Below are 21071 nucleotides of genomic sequence, written 5' to 3'. Positions count from 1 at the left end.
GTCCTGTGAATGCGCTGCAGAAATGGGATGAGCTGGGCCGGCTGGGCCGCGTGGTGGGTATTGGCGGTAATGATGCGCACGGCAAGGTGGGTTGGGCAGGGCTCAAGCTGGATCCCTATACCATGACTTTGAGCCTGGTCCAGAACCATGTGCTGGCTGAGAACCTCACCGAGGCCGCGATCCTGGAAGGCATTCGCGCGGGACGCACCTATGTGGTGTTTGGGCGGCGCGGGGTGCCCAAAGGATTTGCGTTTTGGGTGCAGGACCAGCAGGGGACTCAAACGTGGATCATGGGTGAGGAGCTGGAGTTCCAGGAGGGGCTCTTTATTGAAGTGCGGTTGCCCCGGGGCGGGGTGGGGGAGCTGATCAAGGACGGAGAACTTCTGGAGACCCTCACCGGGATCAGCGAATCCTACTTGGTGACAGAGCCGGGAATCTATCGTGTGGAAGTGACCCGGGACGGCAAGCCTTGGGTTTACTCGAATCCAGTCTATATACGTTGAACTTTGGGGACGGTTCTCGTATAACTCATTGCAGCACTAAGGGTAATTAAGAACCGTCCCTGGGAAAAAGGAGTCGATAGATGCCCTATGTGAATGTGAAGGTGGCCGGGCAACTCACGCGCGAGCAGCGCGAGCAGATTGCCAAGGAGATTGGTGAAACGCTGGAAAAGGTTGCGGGCAAGCCCTCGTCCCACACCTATGTGGTGATCGACGAGGTCCCCCGCGACCAATGGGCTGTGGGGGGCGAGTTGTTAGGGTGATGCCAGACGTCATCGCGAACGGAGTGACGCGATCTATGTTGACCCTCGAAACTCTCTCCGGAAAGATCGATAGCCAAACTATGTTCGGCAATGATGCCCCGCTGGTGGTGGACATGGGGTGCGGCCGCGGCAAGTTCCTGGCGGACCAGGCAGCCCTCGAACCGCACAAGAATTTTGTGGGCATTGAGAAGAGCCGCAAGTTTTCCCGCATTGCCGCGGAGCGCGTGGCGCGGCGCGGCCTGGAGAATTGCCGCGTTGTCTGCGCCTATGTGGAACCGCTCTTGGAGAAGCACCTGCGCGGCCCGGTGGTTTCGGAGTATCATGTTCTTTTCCCGGATCCGTGGCCCAAGCGCCGCCACCACCGGCGCCGCACATTGCAAACCGGAACCGTGCGTGCCATGGCGGCCACGCTTCAGCCGGGCGGGCTCTTCCGTTTTGTGACGGATGTGCCGGAGCTTTTCGATTTTGCCCGTGCGCAAATCGGAGCGGTAAGTGAACTTGAGCCGCTGCCTCTTGAGGGTCAGGATGAAGCGCTCTTTGCGTATTCCTCCTACCATCAGCGCTTTGTCGAGGAAGAACGGCCGATCTATAGCTATGTTTGGAAACGAAAAGAGGACTAGCCGTGTCGACCCAAGCCAGTAAACAATTGGAGACCTTTCCCAATCCCAAAACGGAGCGCGACTACTGGATCAGTTTTGATTGTCCTGAGTTCACCTGCGTGTGCCCGCGCACGGGGCAACCGGACTTTGCTACGATCCGCATTCGCTATGTGCCCAACGAGCGGTGCCTTGAGCTCAAGAGCCTGAAGTTGTATTTGTGGTCTTATCGAAATGAGGGCGCCTTTCACGAGGCTGTCACCAATCAGATCCTGGATGATTTGGCGGCCGCGTGCGCGCCCCGCCAGATAGAGATAGAAGGAGATTTCTACGTGCGCGGCGGAATCCATACCGTGGTCAAGGCACAATATCCTTAAACTCATGGCAAACTCAAAAGCTCCAGCCCATCCCGGCTACCATACCCTGACATTGGTTGCGGGCATTGCCGCCTGCTTGGCAGTGCTCAAGCTCGGCTTTGGATTCTTTACGAATTCCATGGCAATTCTGGCGTCGGGCATTGATTCGTTGATTGATGTGTTCGTGTCCTTGGCCAATCGCTTTTTGCTGAAGCGCGCGGAGGCCCCGCCTGACGCGGATCACCGCTACGGCCACGGAAAGATCCAGAGCCTGGCCGGTCTGTTTCAAGGGGTGTTTTTCGGGCTGACCGGAGTGTGGGTGGCCGGGGAATCCATGCGCCGCATGATCACCGGCGAACACCGGCTGCATAATTTGAATGCAGGCGTGTGGGTCATGGTTTTGTCAATGGCAGTGACGGGGTGGCTGATCTTCCGTTTGCGTCGGGCTTTCAACAAGAAAGAAAGCCTGATCGTGGAGACCGAACACCTCCATTATTCCACGGATCTCTTCAGCAATGCGGGTGTGCTGCTCACGCTCTTTGCGGTGGAAGTCACGCGCGAACCTTACTGGGATTTGGTGTTTTCGGTGATCATTGGCGCCTATATCTTGCACCAAGGTTCGGCCATTGTGCGCAAGGCCGTGGACGAACTGGTGGACCGGGCTCTGCCGGAATCAAGCTACCAGGAGATGAAGGATCTAATCCTCAATTTTCACCCCGGGATCGTGGACTTTCATGATTTCCGCTCGCGGCAAGTCGGGGGCAGGATTTTTGTGGAATTCCATCTGGAAATTGCCGGAGAGACCGACTTCCGGCGAGCGCACGATTTGACCGAAGACCTTACGGATGCAATTAAGAAGAAATTTGCGGGGGCCGAGGTAACCATCCACGCCGATCCTGCCGGCGCGCGCTAGCGATTGTCATTCCAACAGCGCGCTGTCATCCCCGCCCCGCTCATCCTGAGGAGCTGCGAAGCAGCGTCTCGAAGGAAGACGGGGATCTGCGGGCAAAGCGGGAACTCCTCGCCGTGACGTGTGCAGACAAGCACACGTCAGTTTGTGAGCGCAAATTCCCGTTCTAAAGAGGCCATGCCCGCGCGGTAATAGCGCTCGTGCTGTTGGGTAGAGAAGACAATACGCTCTGCTGCCGAGAAACGGCGCGAGCTTAGGGAAACCCTGAAGCTGTCGAAAAGCAGGTTGGCTGACGAGTTTTCCAAGCGCCGCACGTAATCCAGGGCCTGGGGCAAGTCGTGCGCTTGATGGGCTTGGGCATGAATGGAACGTACCAGCTTACCGGCCTCTTCCAAATGGTGGTGCTCCACGCGCCACAAATCGCCTCGCAAGCGTCCGCGAAGCATTTCCAATTTTGCCAGGCGGATGAGTTCCGCATGACCGCGCTCATGACGCGCCAGTGTGGAAAAGAACTTGGATGCGCGCTTGTTTTCGTTGGCGAATTTGCCGGCGAGTATCCGGTAGATATGCGAGATGCGCAGTTCCAGACGCGTCATCTGATCAAAGACAAAGGTCTTGTCCGGTGTCGGGTCCACAGGCTGGGCCCACTCGCGCACGATAACCTCGAAGAAGGTGTCATTGGATCCGGCCGCGAGCGCGCGTAAAAATACACGCAGGCCAAAACCTTGAATGACCAGGTGGGGATGGCTGATGACATGACGTTTGGTGATGACACCTTTCACTTTGACCGACCTTTCTATATGGGAAATTCCAAAAATTATACAGAGATCAGGGGTAATGCGCAAGGGGTTTCCTGTAAAATCTGTACAAAGCCTTCCCATTTAAAAAGTCTTAGTTCCTAAGCCATTGGCAGCGTTGACGTCCCAGCATAGGCACGACTATACTGAATGCTTGATTCGGGGATCCTGCAAGGACATTTTGTCAAATATTACGGGGACAATACCTATTGTGTCCCCGGATAAGAGAGGACATCCAATGACCGAGCCATCGAATATCAAATTTTGGCAGCGTCCGGCCTTTGCCATTCCCGTAGCCGCGGGTTTGATTCTCTTAGTGACCTGGGCGACCTGGGGGATCTCCCCCCGTTCCCGTACGGAGAGCGGCTCTCCTGAGACGGCGATCACCCAGATTGTGGGGCAGCAAGGCCAGCCTGAAATCGAAATTTACACCAGCACAAGTGTCCGCCAGGTAGAGACATCCGCCCCGCGGGAGCAGGACAACGCCGCGGCCGGGAGCCAGGCGGTGAGTTCAAGCCCGAAGACTCCTCCGCAACAGGCAGCCCAAGATCCGTCCCGGACCCCTGTGCCGGCTCCGGCCGTGACACAGAAATCCCCCGAGGCCTTTCCCTTCAAGAAGATGGCTGTCGCGCCTCAGCCTCCCAAGGCCGGGGAAAATGTCTACGCCATTCAGGTGGCATCCTTCCGCAGCCTGGAAACTGCCAGCGAATTGGTGGCTGCGCTCAAAGGCGAGGGGATGACGGCGAGTATTAGTCCGGCCAGCAACGAGACCGGGACCACTTGGCATCGCGTGCAAGTGGGGGAGTTTTCGACCATGGATGAGGCTGTGGCCGAAGTGGCGCGGCTGCGCAAGCGTTTTGCCGACAGCTTTGTGGTGAATGCGGAATAAGACAATTTCGTTATTGCGAGCAAAGCCTCCATCGTCATTGCGGGCGGCGCGAAGCAATCCGACGCCACAGCGTCATGGCGAGCCGAGCCTGGTGAGGCGTGGCCATCTTTGTTCCATCCTCGCCCTCCTTCTGCTAAGCTATCCCGCTTATGCCTCTGAACCTGCAGCGGAAATGAGCGAAGGAGAACCCGTGGCCGCCCAAGAAGCCCCGCGCAATCATCTGGCCCAGGAAAGCAGTCCCTATTTGCTCCAGCATGCCGACAATCCGGTGCATTGGTACCCGTGGAGCGCTGTTGCCCTTACGGCCGCGCGCGAACAGAACAAACCCATCCTCCTGAGTATCGGTTATTCCGCCTGCCATTGGTGCCACGTGATGGAGCACGAGTCCTTTGAGAATCCGGATATCGCGGCGCTCATGAACGAGAAGTTCATCAATATCAAAGTGGATCGAGAGGAGCGGCCCGACCTGGACACCATTTACATGCAAGCGGTGACCGGTATGACCGGCCGCGGCGGCTGGCCCATGACGGTGTTTTTGACGCCCGATCTGCGGCCTTTTTTTGCGGGCACCTATTTCCCGCCTGAAGATCGCCCAGGCATGCCGGGTTTCCCGCGCATTTTGAAGAGTGTGGCCCTCCAGTACCAGAACAACCATGCAGAGGTCGATGCTTTGGCCGCGAAGCTCTTTGATTTTTTGGAGCAATGGGCGCAGCTGAGCTCCGAGAGGCAAACCGTGGATGCTGCGTGGGTGGACGGGGCAGTGGCTACTTTGGGCCAGGCCTTTGACCTGGAGAACGGCGGTTTCGGGGGTGCGCCAAAGTTTCCGCAGAGCACGGCGCTGGAGTTGGTGCTGCGCTATTGGAAGAATTCGGGGCAGCCCGGGGCTTTGGAGGTAGTGGATAAGACCTTGAGCCACATGGCGGCGGGCGGCATGCATGACCTGCTCGGCGGCGGCTTTCATCGTTACAGCGTGGATGCGCAATGGCTCATTCCTCACTTTGAGAAAATGCTTTACGACAACGCCTTGTTGGCGCGGGTCTATTTGCAGGGCTTTCAGGCCACTGGGAAGGAGCCTTACGCGGATGTGGCGCGCGGGACTCTGGACTATGTGCTGCGTGAGATGAGCGATCCGGCCGGGGGGTTCTATTCTTCTCAAGATGCGGACAGCGAAGGCGAAGAGGGCAAGTATTATGTTTGGGACCCGGCGGAGATTACGGCTGTCTTGGGCGGGGAAGAGGGCCCGCGCTTCTGTGAGTTTTACGGGGTGACAGAGGCCGGGAATTTTGAAGACGGCAAGAGTGTGTTGCATGTGGCAGGCCAGGGGGATGCTTCCGGATTTGCCGCGGCCCGGCAGAAGCTTTTGGCAGCGCGGGCGCATCGCGCGGCGCCTGCTAAAGACGATAAAGCGGTCGCGGCGTGGAACGGCATGCTGATCGGGGCGCTGGCGCAGGGCTATCAGGTGTTGGGCGAGGCGCGCTATTTGCAGGCTGCGCAAAAGGCGGCGCATTTTGTTTTAACGGACATGCGGCAGAACGGAAGGCTTTTGCGGACCTGGCGCAAGGGCGAGGCCAAGATTCCCGCCTATCTGGAAGACTACGCGTATTTGTCCGAGGCGCTCATCGACCTCTACGAGAGCGATTTTGATCCGAACTGGTTGGCCGAGGCTCAAGACCTAACCGAGGCGATGATCGCTCTGTTCTGGGATGAGGCGGGCCGGTGTTTCTACATCACTGGAAGCGATCAAGAAAAGCTGGTGGTGCGGCCCAAGGATCCTTTTGACGGGGCAACGCCTTCGGGAAGTTCCGTGGCTGCGCATGTGCTGTTGCGCTTGGCCGGGCACAGCGGCAATGCCGGATTTGAGGAAACCGCAGGGGCGCTCATGGAAGGCGTGGGCCGCTTGCTCGAGACCAACGGCACCTCGCTGACCTATATGTTGTGTGCCGTGGATCGCCATACCCAGAAACCGTTGGAGCTGGCCGTGGTCGGGGAGGGCGCCGAGCCCATCCTCCAGGCCATCCGCAGTACTTACCTGCCCAACAAGCTTGTGGCTGCGGCCGCTGCCGTAGACCCTGAAGAAACGCACCCCCTTCTGGCGGGCAAGAGGCCCGTGGACGGAGCGCCGTCCCTATATATATGCCGCAATTACACTTGTGATGCCCCCCTGACCGATCTCACCGAAATCCGCACCCGCCTCACCCAATAACTGACCGCGGTGCCAGGCACCGGTGCCTGGCACCAGTGCCTGGCACCGTGGAACGGGCGTGAAACAATGCTTATTAAAACTTATAGTAATACTTGAATAAGTGAGGATTCTGTGGTACACTCCACATAATCTAACCTTATGGGGGGAAAAAAGATCCATTCCCCTCACAATCACCAAAGTTATGCGACCGAAAAGCACTTTTGCTGTCCCTCCAAGACGTCCTTTTGCACCCATCGTGCGCGTCATTGCGCTTGTTCTGGTTCAGGTTTTTCTTTGTACCAGCCTCAATCCTGTCCTTGCTGCGCCTGAGGAGCGCGTCGCCCCGAGGAGCAACGCGACGTTCCCTGTCATTGCGACCCTGAGCCTGTCGAAGGGGAAGCAATCTTTGCGGAGCATCGATGGCCACTGCCCTCAAGGGCCTCGCCATGACGAGGCTGACTCACATCTCGCCATTGTCTCCACCTTTGACCAAGGCATCCAAGACATCCTCAAGACCTGGCTTTTCGAACACGCCGGTATGGCGCGCATCCAAGGCTACGCTCAGCGTGAAGAACTTCGGGAGATCTTGGAGGCTTTTGGAGAACAGGGCCGGACTTCGGATTTGATAGGACTGTTCATGCTCGTGGCTTCTCTTGAAGACAGTGCGGGGCTAGATGAGAGAGGTCTTCGTGCCTTGATCTCTTGGGGAAAGGACGCACATCTTGGGGAGAGGCTGATTGAGTTGGACTCTGTCCTGGATATCGATGATAGGTTTATCGGTGTTCTAAGCCCGGAAGCATATTTGAGATTCAGTACTTGGAGAGAAGGGACTTCAAGTTCTTACCGAGCGACATTGGGGAAAGCAAACGCAGAGCGTGAAAGTTCGGTGGAAGCTTTGGCAGCTAAATTTAGAGGATTAGCTCTTGATGGTGAGCAACGAACCGCAGCGCAGATCGCACTTTGTGAAGCAGTGATTGACCCAGAGCTTCCGCCGGGTCTGAGAATCCGAGCTGCCCGCGCAGTTGGCCCAAGTCTTGCCGTGGCTCGAATTGTTGAGGCTCCCAAGAGTGAACTTGCGCGGATGATACAAGCTGCAGAGGCCCCAGCCTTGTCTTTCCTGAGCCAGACTGTTCATGACCCCAGCGCAGGGCAGCTCCGGAGGGAGGCAGCAGAAGCCATGCACTATTTTGGCCCAGGGGCGCATGAAGAGTATATGAAGATATTCGGCACTGGGGATCGCATGTTGCAGCTTGTTGCCCAAGGTTATCTAGCAGATCTTGTTCTAAGAGATTCTCCCTTGGCTGCTCGATCCATGGTCCAGCTTCACCAAGAGAGGCGAATTCCTGAGGGTTTGGATCGTGCTATTGCAGCGATTTCTTTTGTTGGACCTGAGGGCCTTGAGCTTGCGAGTGAGCTGATCAATCTCATGGGAGGGGACATCAGACAAACGGAAAGTGCGTGGGCCATCATTGGGAGCGTAATTGCGCGATCGGATTTCATTGGGTCTGATGTTGTCATCAATGCTGTGGTCGATCGTTTGGACGAAGTGGCGCGGGAGAGTGAGGATTCGAAAATGTGGGAGCTGTGTTCCACAGCGTTCCAATTCTGCTTCGACTATGGCAACCCCGACGAAACGAAGGTCTTGGATGTGGGCTTGGAGCTTTCTGCTTCGCACCCATTGCGTGGGGCCCGTATTCACTTTACTGAGACCGTGCCCTACTGGCCCGAGGAGGATGTATATGTGGCGCGGGTCATTGGAGAGTTTCAGTCGCGCCTGGCGGCTCCGGCTGAGGGAACGAGTCGGGAAGAACTTATGGCTCTCAGTCGCGGTCTTGAGGTGCTGAAGGTTCCCTTAGGCTCACGGATGAATACTGTTACCCAAAGCATAATTGAGGATGCGGAGATAGCGCCTGCATACCGAATATTTGGAAATGCCTTAGATCCTGAGACGCTGCAAATGAGTATCGCAGTCCGGTTCCTAAGTCTGAGACATCGTTTAGTGACTGTTGATTTGCAGGAAACTGCCGCATTGGAAGACATGTTGCATGCCTTGGCCGATGTGGGCAGTTGGGAAGTTGCCATAAAAATGGTTCAGATGTTGAAGAGTGGAGTCTCTCAAGAGGATTATTTGAGATTACACATGAGCCTTTTTCAGTTGGCTGCAAGAAATGGAGATAGTACGCGAGCTCTTGCTCTTGCCCGTGCCTTAAATGATTCTCTCCAAGATATCTCCATTTCGCATTGGTTCGAAAATCCCTACAAGGCAAGACGATTTTTAAGACAGAAACTGGATCTTTTGTTTGAAGTGCAATCCTTAGGAGAGTCCGACGATGTAACTTTGCTCAGCTCTAGAATCAGAGGGCAAGTGTGGCGGATCCTGGAACAATGGGGAAATCCTTTGGAATGGATCGCAAATGAGGGGGAGAAGGGCAGCTTTTGGACAGACCCTGTTGCCCTCAGGACCATTGCAGTCGCTCTTTCCGCAGTGGAGGATATGCCCTCGCCCTTTGAGGATCTTTCGCTGCTGGAGGTCAAAGAGGAACTCTTTGGACATTTGGCTGAGGTGGATGGGGTCGCGAATGGCATGGGGCTACAACTGAGGGAGAGGCAGGGGGCCGTTCAGGTACTCCGATTGGCAGCTCTTGCGTGCGATGCACAGAAGGCTGGTGTTTCGTCCATTGATGTCAATGAGTATGCAGCGCACTCCAAAAAGTTATTGCTCGAGGATGTTGGCCTTTACCAGATGCTGCCCGCCGGCGAAATTCTTGTCCAGAGCTGCACTTACTTCCTAGAAGCGGGAGTTTCGCCGGAGTGGATTGCGGAATTTGTGGGCGAAGTCTTGGAGGCTTCGGGCCTTTATGAGGATGCCAGTAATTTCCAGGACTACATCTTGAGTCTGATTCCTTTGGTTGGCTGGGTTATCGAAAAGGGCTTCTTGAGGAAGGAGCCAGAGTCGGCACTCAGCCAATTGGTGCCTCTGATTCCTCGGTTAGTCAGCTCCCTGGAATCGGCAATTCCAGTTGATGAGGAAACGGGCCTTTTCAAGAGATACATGGATGATGTTTCCCAAATGGCTATCGCGTTGGTTCGAGCAGGTTGGGTTGAGGAAGGTCGGAAGCTGGCTGGGATTTTGGAGATGCCCCACGCGCTCAGGGTGCATACGGCTCTAGCCCTGGAAGAAGGAGGACTTGACTACTTCCGTGCTGTTGCGGCGGTAGTAGAGGATCCAAAGGAGGGTTATGTTTTGCCGGAGAATGCAGCCGCACATCTGGCCTTTGAACTGGCTTTCTTGAGGAGATCATCTGAGATTAATACAGATCGACTGCAGGATAGTCTTGAACGGTTAAGCGTGGCAGAGATAGATAGCTTTTTCGATCACAATCCTTCCTTCCCTGAGCAATTTGTCAAGGTCCTTGCGCCCGAGCTGGCCTCTCATCCGGAGCACAGAGAGAGTTGGACTGAATTAGCTCGTTTAGCTGGTGTCTTTGGGGAAGATATTTCTGCGTTTCAAAAGTATATGAATCTTGGCGTTATCCAAATGATTCAAGAACTCCCGCCTGTATTCGGAGTGCGTATCGTCTCCATGTCAGTAGCATTGGTTGAATTGGGAATGTCTCCGCAGTACCTCGTGGCCTACCTTAAGGACAGGATTTCGGACATAAGAATGAGGGACTCTGCTGGGCGCGCATCTTTGAATAAGCAAGATACGGAGTCAAATCTTGAGTTGAGACAGCTGTGGGAATCTACGGAAGATATCGAGACCTTTGCCTGGAGTGTGCTGAGCAGATTCGAAGACGACTCGTTATCGAGCCAGGGGAGGCGCGTGCCTTACCTGCAAGACATGGCTCGGTTCACAGGTCAGCTGGCTTCACTAGGTCCGAGACATTTCCCGGAGTCTGCTTCGGAGTTCTTGAGGAGAGCTGTTGCAGCGCAGCGACTCCTTACACTGCAACTCCGGGATAGTGGCAATGCAGCGAGCACTTTCACCCGCTTTGCTGACAACCTCCTCGATGCCCAGGGGCCGGCTCAGCTCTTAGTTCCCCCGGAGCCCTTTCCGCAGGAGTCTCAGATTGATCGAGGGCCTACGCAACGGGAACTCTTTGTACCCACAACAGAGTTGTCTGATCTAATCAATCCAAGAGATTTTGAATTTATAGAAACTCAGGGTCGGAAAGCAATCTACCGACGTAAGGCTGATGACAGGTACTTTACTGTCAAAGTTCTAAAAGAAGGGGAAGCGCCCACGCTTCTTGCCGCAGAAAATGAGAGGCACCGTTGGTTCAATGAGCACAGAGATACCTTGGGGTTGGAGGCCAACTATCCTATCCCTATTCCAAGGGAAGGTGAATTTTGGGAAGGAGAGGAGTGGAGGCGCTGGATCTTTACGACTGAGCAACTGCCCTTTGGGGTAGCTGATCTAATTGTGGAGGAAGCGGCAAGAGAGGGTGAAGATTTAGTCCTGAGCAACTCCGAAGGCGAAGGCTATCAGGTTATCGTTCAGGAGTTAGTGGGGGATGTGATAACTGCAGGGGAAAACGCCTTACCGGGTGAACTGATCTATCTGGATGACCCGTCTATTGATGAAGAGATTTTCTGGGAGGCCTTGGAACGCAATGTGCACGATCTCTTTGTTCTGGCTAGCTACGGCATTATTCACCACGCTCTGGTGGAACTTTTCCATCAAAGTCAGTTTTCTAATCGGCCAGATGTGGGGCGATTTTTGCCTTGGGTTGATACTTTGCGTCCTATGAGAACCCGCGAGGGGATGGGCAATTTACATCGTTGGACCCGGGAAATGATGTGGGAAAACATGCGGGTGGCCTGCACCATGGATTGGGCGGATGCCATGGCTTTGAAAGAGCTTGTTGATCCGGACAATCGTGTGTCCAGACACCTCAACTCCGGGGGTATTTTGGATGGAAGAAATCAGGCCGAGAATCAGAGAGAGTATCCCGAAAACTTTTACTTAGCCCATTACTTGCAGATATATCAATTGATAGCGGCCCTTACCGTGGGCAGCCGCTACAGGCAACGAGGAGGTTTTGACTTTCCTGAGGAGTTGCAGTCCCTTCGCAACGGAGAACCGGGTGCACTGGCTCGGCGTTTTGAAAGTCTGACTCAGGTTGCTTACCAAGCCTTTACGGGGCGCTCCCTGGAGAATGTCGATCCAGCAATTTGGAGCCAAATTTTTCCTCTTCAACAAATGGTCACACAGATGGCTTGGATTTTGCCCGAAGGCGATGCCTATGCGCAAGATCTTCTCAATGAAACGGCCCTTTCCGAGATATGGGGCCTTGGGGAGGTTGTATACGAGAAGCTTCCTGCTAGCCTTGGGTCTAACAATATATATGTTCATTCCAGGGGGTGGATAACTCCTGAATCAGTGCGAGTAGGTGAAAGCAGCTGGGTAAGGAGACCCCCGACCGGAGAACGCTATGTGCTCATGGAAGGAGAAAAATTGCCGAGAGGTTGGTACGACGAGGAGTATGGTTTAGAAAGAGGCGGCGCCATAGTTCCTTTGAAAATGGGAGAAAGGCCCCCACAAGGTTGGTATGTGGAGAGCCAAGGCAGGCTTTGGCCGAATCTGGGAGCTGTGAACGGGGGCAATGCGCTCCAAGGAATGGCGCAGTGGCTGATTCAGGACGCGGTGCTGATGGTAGCTGAACGGGCGGGCGGGCCTTCTCTCTTTGGTGAAGTCTTGAGCCGTGGAGACGAAGTGTCAAGGAGGGCTGCGATCGGAAGAGCCGTTCCAGGCGCGGAAAGAGAGATGGTGGTGGAAGGCAAGGCCCGGGTGCGGGAGGCCTTTGAGACCTACGATCCAGACGCGGAAAGGGCTTCGAGTATGGAGCCGCAAGTGGCATACGGCGGCGCAGGGTATGTGATAGGTTTGGAGAATGATTCTGTACAGCGCCCGGAGCAATTGGTGCAGGCGGAGCATACAGTGCCGGCAGAAGTGCTCGCTCAGGTGCGGCAGCGGATCCGCGGTCTGGAATCCGGGCTGGATCCTCCGCTTCGCTACACAGGGAACCATTACAGCGGAATCCCCGGCATCAACCCCCAACCCGAAGACTTCAACCTTCTCCTCATTCCCGACGATCCCACCGACACGCGTCCCATGCATGAGCGCCATTTGGCCTACCGAGCAAACGAATACACGCAGATCGGCCGCGCCAGCGAACGCCGGCGCAACATCTATTTGACGCAGAGCGATTATGAGGCGCTTCTGAGAGACCCGCGGGCTTTGGAGGACTTCCTGGTCCACGAGACAACGCACTTGAATCATCCGTGGGAGCGCGAGCACAAGATCGAAGCGTTTGCGCCGACTGGGCGAGTATGGGCGGCGCTTTGGACGGCGTCCCTCGAATCCAGGCCTTCAATGTCTGCAAGAGAAGTCCGCTCGTTCCTGGAACAGGAGCTGTTTGAGCAGATGGACGCGTTGACGCGCCTTTCCGATTCGGTGAACGTGCTCGACGGTCTGCTCGCATGGCAACATGCTTTGCGGGAGTGCGTCCAGGATCCGGAATGGGCGATTCCCGGCGAGTACCGGGAGGAAATCGCGAGCCTGTTGGAGGAGCAGTGGACCGAGGCGTCTTTGGCGGAGACCGCGGCGGAGCGCTTGGCCTCTTGGGTGCGGGCAGTCCCGGATACCGTTACCGTGTGCAGCGCGCTTAAGGGGCTTGTGGGAATTGCGGAAAGGGGCGCGGAGGCCGGAGCCGCAGCGCTTGCGCTGGAAGATCTGAGGGCGGATTTGGATGTGGAGGCCGGAATTCTTGAAAGAGCTCTCTCCGGAGACGCACTCACAGAAGAGTACGGCGATGCCCCGGAGCACTGGAACGCCCTCGAAGCCCTTGTGTTGCTGGAGTCGGCCCGCGGCTTATGGTGTGTGGCCGCTACTGCGGCGGGTGCGAGATACAGGGTGTCGGCCTTGAGCAGTCTGGCCAAACTCGACCAGAAGCTGGGGACCCGCACATTGGAGAGCCTCTTGTGGGATTCGGAATCCTCTGGGAGTCGTGACAGCTTGATGGAAGGATTGGAATCCGTCGCTTCTGCTCTGGCAGGCGAGCCCCGTCTTTTTGCAAAGACAGTGCAGTGCGAACCGGCTCTGCTGGCTCTCGTGGCAAGGGACACGCCGGAAGCAGCGCATTATTGGTTGCTGGAGGCAGCGGGACAGCCGGGTGCAAAAGACAGAATTCTTCAGCTCATTATTGCTTTGCACCGCGACGTCTATGCCAATCACTTGGGTGTTTCCGTTTTCCGGGTACTTCTTGAAGATTTGATCAGCGACAGGCCGTCCGAAGTCCTGTTAAACGTCCTAGGTGTTTGGCTGGCCACTCCGGAATTGGGTGAACTGACGGTTCTCGGGAACGATGACCAAGGAAACAGCCACGCTTATCTTCACGATGCGGTTTTGAACTGGTTGGAGGAGCGCATCCGGATCAGAGAGCTGGAAGTGAGTCCAGGGGACCGGGTCGTAGAGGACTGGGGCCGCTCCTGGATGCTTCAAGATCGGCAAGGCGGACTCTATGTGCGCAAGGGCCTCTTCCTTAGGGAAGACAGTGCAGTTGCCAGGAATCAATCTGCTGCCCGAGTCCTCGGCCAAATGACGCTTGTTAATTCCCTTGCTGCAGCGGCCATGGCAGAAGAGCCTGTGGAAGCGGTACGGGAACTTCTCGTGCCAGTGCATGTTTTGGAAACCGATTCGGGAGGGAATTTGAGGTCTGACGACGGAAGCGTGGGCTACATTCCGGCGAACGAGCAGCCGTGGGTCCGGTTGGGGGACGCGGAGACCGCACGGAATGCGAAAGAAGTAGTAGCGGCCCTGAACAAGGCCAGCGCGCGGCTGGCGGAGCGATGGAAGATCGGTTTTACGGCGCAGCGCCTGGTGGATTTTGCGCACGCGCCTAGGCGTGATCCGTACACGGTCATAGTCAACGGAGAAAGAAGAACGATTCCTGGAACCGCGCGCGCCTTTTTGCACCAGCATGCCATTGAGGTTGATCTGCGTATTTTTGATTCCTCTCTGAACGACCTGTTGAATTCGGCGCCGGCGAGCACTGGGGAAATTCCGTGGCCGGCGCGTCTGCAGAACTATCCCAATATCGCAGCGGATGGGCACCTCGTGGACGAGGACAGCTATTTGGGCCACGGGCCGCACCACCCCACCTCCCCGGCATATGCGGCGAGCCAGGTTCTTTTTGAAATGATCTGGGTGGCGGTGCGGGCCATTGCCGGAAACGACGCCGAAGTCCTTGAGGATCTGCGCCGGGGTGATCCCACCCGGTTGGTGGGATATTTGACGGAATGGCTGGATTACCATTGGGTGCAATTCCTTGGGCGGGAAATGAACAGAAAGGAGCGGAGAGATATCACCGCTCGCCTCACGGAGTATTTGGGCGATCCCGACAACGATTGGGTCTGGCTGCCCAGAGGGGAATCTCAGCCGCCGTTTGAATTGGTCTTCCGCAATAGGGAACAGACCTCCGGGAGGAAACGGCAATACGGCGATATGTGGGCCGTGGCCTGGCATGTGGGCAAGGGAGTCCACTCCCAGGGAGAAGGGGATGTTCAGCACAATATGCTTCTGCGCTTGCGCCGCGCGTTGAGAGCGATCCAAAACGTATCCGAAGCCGGTTTGAACGAGGCCGGGCCCGAGTTTTATGCCGTGGTGCACAAAGAAGCGGCCCGGCTGAAAGAGTCGGGGACAGACGGAAATGCACCTTTCCGGGAGATCGCTCTTGTGGAACAGGACCCTCCACTCCGGCTTGTTCAGCCGCGGGCGCTGGTTCTGGATTGGCAGGGGACGTTGGTCGGAGAGCACGGCGAGGTATTGCCGGGTGTGCGGGAGTGGCTCTCCGAGGCCTACGAGGCTGCCCCCATTCGCCCTGTCTGGATTGTGAGCTCTATGCCGCAGAAAGAATTGGCGGATGCGGTTCAGGCGTCAGAACTTCAACAGTTCTGCAGATTTGGCGGAATATTGGGAGTGCCTGAAGATGACCCCGCGATTCTCTTCGGGGGCGAACCCAAAAGGGTTCTCTTTGAGACAGTTGCGCGAATGCTCCAGAGAAAAGATATTTCTCCTAGCCAGGTAGTGGCGTTTGGGGACGAAACCGCGGACATTGTCCTTGCCCGAGCCACCGGGTTCCGGGCTTTCGGAGTCTCGGCTCTTCCCGAGGGCGTGGAATCGCGCGAGGCGATCCGGCGGCGCCATGTCGAAGGCCTGGAGAATGCGGGGGCGGAAGCCGTTGTCGGCAGCCTGCCAGAGGTCCGGTTGATTCGCTTCCGCGACCTGAGCTTCAGTAACTCCGAAGAAGCGAGTATGGCGCTGGAAACGGGACACAACACAGAGACCGAAGCGGACGCGGACCGAATCTTGCGCGAAGGTATTGAGAGAGGAGACGTGGTCCGGTTTGAGGACGCAGCTGAAGGTGCAGCCGCATTGGAGGGTCAGCGCGTGCTTTGGCAAGGCATGCTGGGAGATGGAGCGGGCGTTTTCTTTGAGCTTTTTGATCACTATGCTGCGGGCGAAATCGACACAGACGCAGCGGTGCCGCCGAACGCGATCCTCTTCGTGAAACACCGCGAGGAGTCGGACAGCGCGTATCAAAAGCTCAGGGCCTTGGGCATGCTGGGCCACAACGGGGGCCGGAGCCTCTTTGTACTGGAAGGCGAGCGCCGGAGGCCGGATCTGTATCAGGTCATCCAGCAGTTGGAGCACGCATATATGGACTTGGGCCGCGCGCCGCCTGTTTTGGAACTGGGCCCGGATGCGATCCTGGCCCACGAATGGGCGGCGGTGCTCGGAGCCGACGAGTACCAGAGCCAGCTGGTGACATTAGCTTCCCTTATGACGCAGGAGATGCCCCCCTCTGCAGTTTCTGCAATATTTTCCGACGAACAAGCGCTCAGCCGTGGGTTTGCGGAGTTGATGGAACTCGATATCAGCTTGCCCGCCAGCCGAACCGCTTCTCAAACACTGGCGAAGGATCTCCAAGCTTTTCTGAAGCAAGTGCCCCATCGCGCCTTTCTCGCCAGAATACGCGCAGGCCAGGCCCATGCCGGAGAGATTTCATTGGACGATTTCGGCAAGGCCATTCAGGCTGCGTTGACCTGTCCAAATGCGAGAATCCGGGGACTGAAGAACGGAGAACGATACATACTGGATGCGCAGATCAGAACTCCGATATTTGACAAAGAATCCATCCATTCCGAGATAGCCATCGATCTTTACAAGGATGGGCCAAGGGGTTTGAAACCTCTGGCGGGCGCGGCCTCGCCTCAAATAGTCTTCTCACTTTACAAAGGGCAGCCGTTTACTCTTCACTGCTCCAGAGTAAATTTTGGGGAAGCCCTCGGGGAACGGCTGTTTCCTCAGGTGCTCGCACTGATCGAAGCGCTCTGTCCTCCGGAGACGGTATTTTCGGGCGGTTCCATAATCAATACGCCCACGATCCAGAGTGTCTGCGAAATCTTGCTGGATAAGTTACAGAATGAACTGCCCTTGCCGGAAGACATTGCGGCGCTCCAAGGGGATTTAGCTTTGCTGAGCGGAAAAGAGGCTGATCTTTCCCAAAGAAACGAGTGTGCGCTGGAGCTATTGGATCGCATTTTGCTCGCCTTGAGTCAACTTCCGGGCTACCGCGGATTCGAATGGGATTTGGAGATTCCCCTGGGCGCGAAAATTCCAATTCCGATTTCCCATGAAGAATTTATGAAAACAGTGCTGGGGCACTCCCATGCGCAGCTGGCGAGTTCTGATGCCCAGGTTTGGGTGAGCCGCACCGGCCCCGAGCCGGGATACATTCAGCTCTGGTATGGAGTTAGGCTTGTCGAAACACCAGGGCTTCCGGACCGTTGGATGGATGGATCCGTACCATCTGCTTTTTCTGAATTTCCAAGCAATGCGGGCATTGTCGCCTCTGTGCACGGAATGGATGCCTCGCAAGCGGATCTCGATGCCACGGAAGCCGGACAACGTGTGCGGGAAATCCGGGAGCACCTTGCCCAACACGGCCGGCCGCCGGGCGAGTGGGAAGAGTTGAGTGCGGATGGCCCGTACGCGGAGCTTCTGCAACAGCTGCAGAAATATTGGGATGGCCCTCTTCCGCAAATCAATCTTGGGACCCTTCCCACTGACTTGGTTAATCCGGAAGCGGCACCTTCCCCCTTGACCCGGCGAATCCTGCTGGATTACTCGCCTCCCTTGGGGAGGGACTCAGCGCACGGACTCAAGGTCAATCGACTGCTCCTGTGGCTCAAGGGGATGGAGGACTATCTCCCTGCGGACGTAGAGCAGGTACTCGGCAAAGAACCGAGTTCCCTGACCGACCAAGAGATGGAAAGCATTCTGGCAGCTGCTGTTTTGCCTCACTTTATCTTTGCACTCTTGAGAGGAGACAAGGTCTATTTGCGGCCGGAAGCACTCGAATGGTTTTTAAGCGACGAGGTCACCCGGCAGTGGCTCGCACTCTTTTTGGAGTCGGTCTCGGCCCCGGATGCGGAGTCGCGGCTTCGAAAACAAAGGCGTTTCTCCCAATTAATGGAGGAAGTAGTGGGGTATGGGATGCGGGATCCTCAACAGGAGTGGATCAACCGCTATTTCGGCCCTGCGGAGCCCGTAGTAATACCCGCGACGAACCCGTTCCACCATCCCTTCAATATCACACATTCAAGCGCGCCCGAACCTGCGGAGCAGGCTCTCCCATTTGTGACTTTGGTTAAGGCGAACTTCCAACCGGAGAATCTCGCCCGGCTGATCCAACTTGGCATTCGGGATCTTTATGTTGCTTCTGCCATGGATTCCGCCAGTCCGGATCGCACTCTGGTGTCTGTGAGCCCGATTTCCGAAATCGGACATGACATCTATTCCTCCCCGGGGCTTCCCAAGGGTACGCACGCGGTGGGTCTTAGTGTCTCCCACGCCTGCCGGGACTGGTTCAGAACGGACGTGGGATCCGGCACCAAGATACCTGGAATTCTGCCCATTGTCCGTTCGAGGACGGAGACTCAAATGATGCATGTCACGAGTACTGGAGAGCAAGCCCTTCAGACAATCCTGGAGCAGATTCAAGTAAGTAGTTCTCACAAATACCCGGAGGGATGGCTGGACACGATTGGCACAGAATTCAACAGCCTGATTATTACGGAGTACGGCTGGAGCGAACGCAGGGCAGCATTGCTTTCTATGGTTGAAGCGGCCTATTTGAATGGCTTGCCGATTATTGCCCTGCCGGATGAGGAGAGGGATCTCGAGGCTTTTCACAAGCTCCGGGATGAGATCCGAACGCATTTGGCTGGCGTGGATCCGACTGGGGAATTTAGACTGCGGGAGTATGATGGCCGGTGGGCGGAGTTGACTGGAGCGATCAGAGAGGACAACTACTTCGGGACTGCGGAGGAGGCGCATACCGAGTTAGAGTCCGGACACAACACGGATTCCGAAAAAGATGCGGACCGCATATTGCGCGAAGGAATTGCGCGAGGTGAAGTCATGCGGTTGGCCGATGTGCCCGAGGGAGAGGGTCTCCTAACAGCGCAGCGGGCGCAGTGGCAGCGTTGGCTAGAAGACAATGCGGCCTCTTTCCTCGAACTCTTTGATCACTATGCCGGCGGAGGGGTGGATATGGATGCTGCTGTGCCTCCAAATGCGATTCTCTATGTCCCTCAATTGATTCCGGGAACTGATGAGCCCAACCCAACCCATCAGAAGCTCCGAGAGCTGGGTATGCTGGGGCACAACGGAGGCCGGAGCCTCTTTGTGCTGGAAGGCGAGCGCAGCAGGCCGGATCTGTACCGGGTCATCCAGCAGCTGGAGCACGCATATATGGACTTGGGCCGCGCCCCGCCTGTCTTGGAACTGGGGCCGGATGCGATCCTGGCCCACGAATGGGCGGCGGTGCTCGGGGCCGACGAGTACCAAAGCCAGCTGGTGACTTTGGCGGCTCTCCTGCCGCCTGAAATAAGTCTTGTCGATGCGGCAGCGCTTGCCCCTGCCATTGCCGTACTCTTGAATGTGCGGGTTTCAGATTGCATGGTTTTTGCCCAAGACTTGGTTTCCTTCCTGGAAGAGGCTCCGGAACGCAGTGTGCAGGCTTTGCTGCGAACCTCTCCCGAACATCTTTCCGCGCATCTCTCCAATGTGCTTAGAGATTTACCGCTGTCTTCTTTGTTCGGCGAACCTCTGGGGGCGATTTTGACCCGGCCCTGGCCACGGGATCCCAATGCAGTCGCTCCGCTGTCGGTCCAAGTGGAACTCCGTCTTGGGGGAAGGCAGGTACCTTCATTCGGCACGCCTCCGTCCCTGTATTTGGACTGGGACGGAATAAATCCGGTCCGTTTCGTTTCCGACGCGAGCTATCTGGAAAGGCCTGCCGCGCAGTCTTCTTTGGAAGTCCTATCCGCTGTACTTGAGGCCTGCCCGCCGGAAACCAAAATCCTCTTCAGGCCCCTCTATGCGGAATGGGTTGGCCACTCTTTGGGAGGCGTTCTCCTCTCAGCGCTTCTTACCCAGCAAAGGGGGGAAAGATTGTCCCCGGCGATGGTCCAAGCGCTGCAGAATGCACTTGAGGCGGAGCGCCTAGCCCGCACTGCGGATCCGGCAGACTCCTTTGACAGAGAGTTTGATGCAATTGAAGCTTGGCAGGCCTATTTGGATCTTGCGGCGGGGGAAGTTCAGGGAGGCAGCGGGATCTCGGAAATCGTGTTTGATTTGCGAGGGGATTTTGATGATCCAGGGCTTTGGACCGAACTCATTGACCGGACTTTGCTGGATCTGCTTCAAGAGGGAGGCGTGTCGGGCATGCATTGGCGTGCGGATTTGGATACGGAAACTTGGATCACCCTGCCGCAACTTTCCAACGATCTTTTGCCGGCAATCTTGAGTCCGGCCATTTTGGCTTCTTTAGGCAGCGGCGAGGTGGGGCTGAGCTTGCGGCGCCGGAGCGAGGAGCAAGGCGATATTGAGCTCGCAGTTGGCGTGACCGCGCGCGGGGATTTCCGCAGGCAGGATCTGATGATGGCCGGAATCCGGCAGAGCCGTCCGGACTATGTGGAGAGGAATGCGTGCCGTTTCTACTTTTCTCATGTCGAGGTTGCCCGGGATTGGCGGGACTACATAGCTCAGTATTGGAAGTGGATCGAGGCAGAGGATCGAGATGAATTGGAAAGCGCTTTTTGCAGCGATGCCATGCTGCGGCAGCTGATCCGCTATGCCCAGGTCCTTCCGTTTCCCTACATGACTCCACTGGGGGGTGATCTGCGCGCCCTGACGCTTGAGCGGCTGCGTGAGGCCTCCCGAGAAGAACTCGTGCAGTGGGCTGATGCCATTTGCCGGAATTCGGAGTCCAGTTTTTCGCGTCAGACATTCAAGGGCCGGGTGGGCAGCTATCTTTTCGCCCAAATCGCAATGCTGGGATATCTGTATCCGATCGGACAAGTTCCGGAGGAGCTGAGTGCGGCGGCGGAGAGCCTGCTCCGCAACGTGGCCCCGGCCGTTGGAGTGGAGCTTGAGAATTGGGAATCCGTACCCGGTGTCTTGCTAGCCCAAGTGCCTTATTGGCAAGGTGCGCTGGAGCACTTGGAC

General features: G+C 56.5%; 9 protein-coding genes. 8 read left to right on the top strand and 1 reads right to left on the bottom strand.

What is annotated here, in order from left to right; translation table 11 throughout:
• The 5 genes from JW937_03925 to JW937_03905 form a co-directional block, all read left to right on the top strand.
• Positions 1–503: hypothetical protein (locus JW937_03925; GenBank protein MBN1586561.1), on the top strand; the 503-nt coding region annotated here is incomplete at its 5' end.
• An 80-nt stretch (positions 504–583) separates the two neighbouring features.
• On the top strand, positions 584–763 hold the full coding sequence (locus JW937_03920) for a 4-oxalocrotonate tautomerase family protein (protein ID MBN1586560.1): 180 nt from the start codon (positions 584–586) through the stop codon (positions 761–763).
• Positions 763–1383: a tRNA (guanosine(46)-N7)-methyltransferase TrmB gene (gene trmB / locus JW937_03915; GenBank protein MBN1586559.1), complete on the top strand. Its 621-nt coding sequence runs from the start codon at positions 763–765 to the stop codon at positions 1381–1383. The genes JW937_03920 and trmB overlap by 1 nt, the downstream gene beginning before the upstream one ends.
• Before the next feature lie 2 nt (positions 1384–1385).
• Positions 1386–1736, top strand: coding sequence for an NADPH-dependent 7-cyano-7-deazaguanine reductase QueF (gene queF, locus JW937_03910; protein MBN1586558.1), 351 nt, complete (start codon positions 1386–1388; stop codon positions 1734–1736).
• 4 nt (positions 1737–1740) lie between these two features.
• Positions 1741–2628, top strand: a complete 888-nt coding sequence (locus tag JW937_03905) for a cation transporter (protein ID MBN1586557.1) — start codon at positions 1741–1743, stop codon at positions 2626–2628.
• 137 nt (positions 2629–2765) lie between these two features.
• Here the strand turns inward: JW937_03905 and JW937_03900 are convergent, their stop codons facing one another.
• Positions 2766–3407: a hypothetical protein gene (locus JW937_03900; GenBank protein MBN1586556.1), complete on the bottom strand. Its 642-nt coding sequence runs from the start codon at positions 3405–3407 to the stop codon at positions 2766–2768.
• A 253-nt stretch (positions 3408–3660) separates the two neighbouring features.
• Between JW937_03900 and JW937_03895 the strand changes: the two genes are divergently transcribed.
• The 3 genes from JW937_03895 to JW937_03885 form a co-directional block, all read left to right on the top strand.
• Positions 3661–4311, top strand: a complete 651-nt coding sequence (locus JW937_03895) for an SPOR domain-containing protein (GenBank protein MBN1586555.1) — start codon at positions 3661–3663, stop codon at positions 4309–4311.
• A 172-nt stretch (positions 4312–4483) separates the two neighbouring features.
• Entirely contained in the window at positions 4484–6514 is a 2031-nt protein-coding gene (locus JW937_03890; protein ID MBN1586554.1) for a thioredoxin domain-containing protein, read from the top strand.
• A 181-nt stretch (positions 6515–6695) separates the two neighbouring features.
• The coding region (locus JW937_03885) for an HAD family hydrolase (GenBank protein MBN1586553.1) at positions 6696–21071 on the top strand (14376 nt) is incomplete at its 3' end.

Source organism: Candidatus Omnitrophota bacterium (assembly GCA_016929445.1).
Taxonomy (GTDB): Bacteria; Omnitrophota; Gorgyraeia; order JAFGIU01; family JAFGIU01; genus JAFGIU01.
Note: the sequence above shows the minus strand (reverse complement) of the source record. Positions and strands in the feature narration are given on the sequence as shown.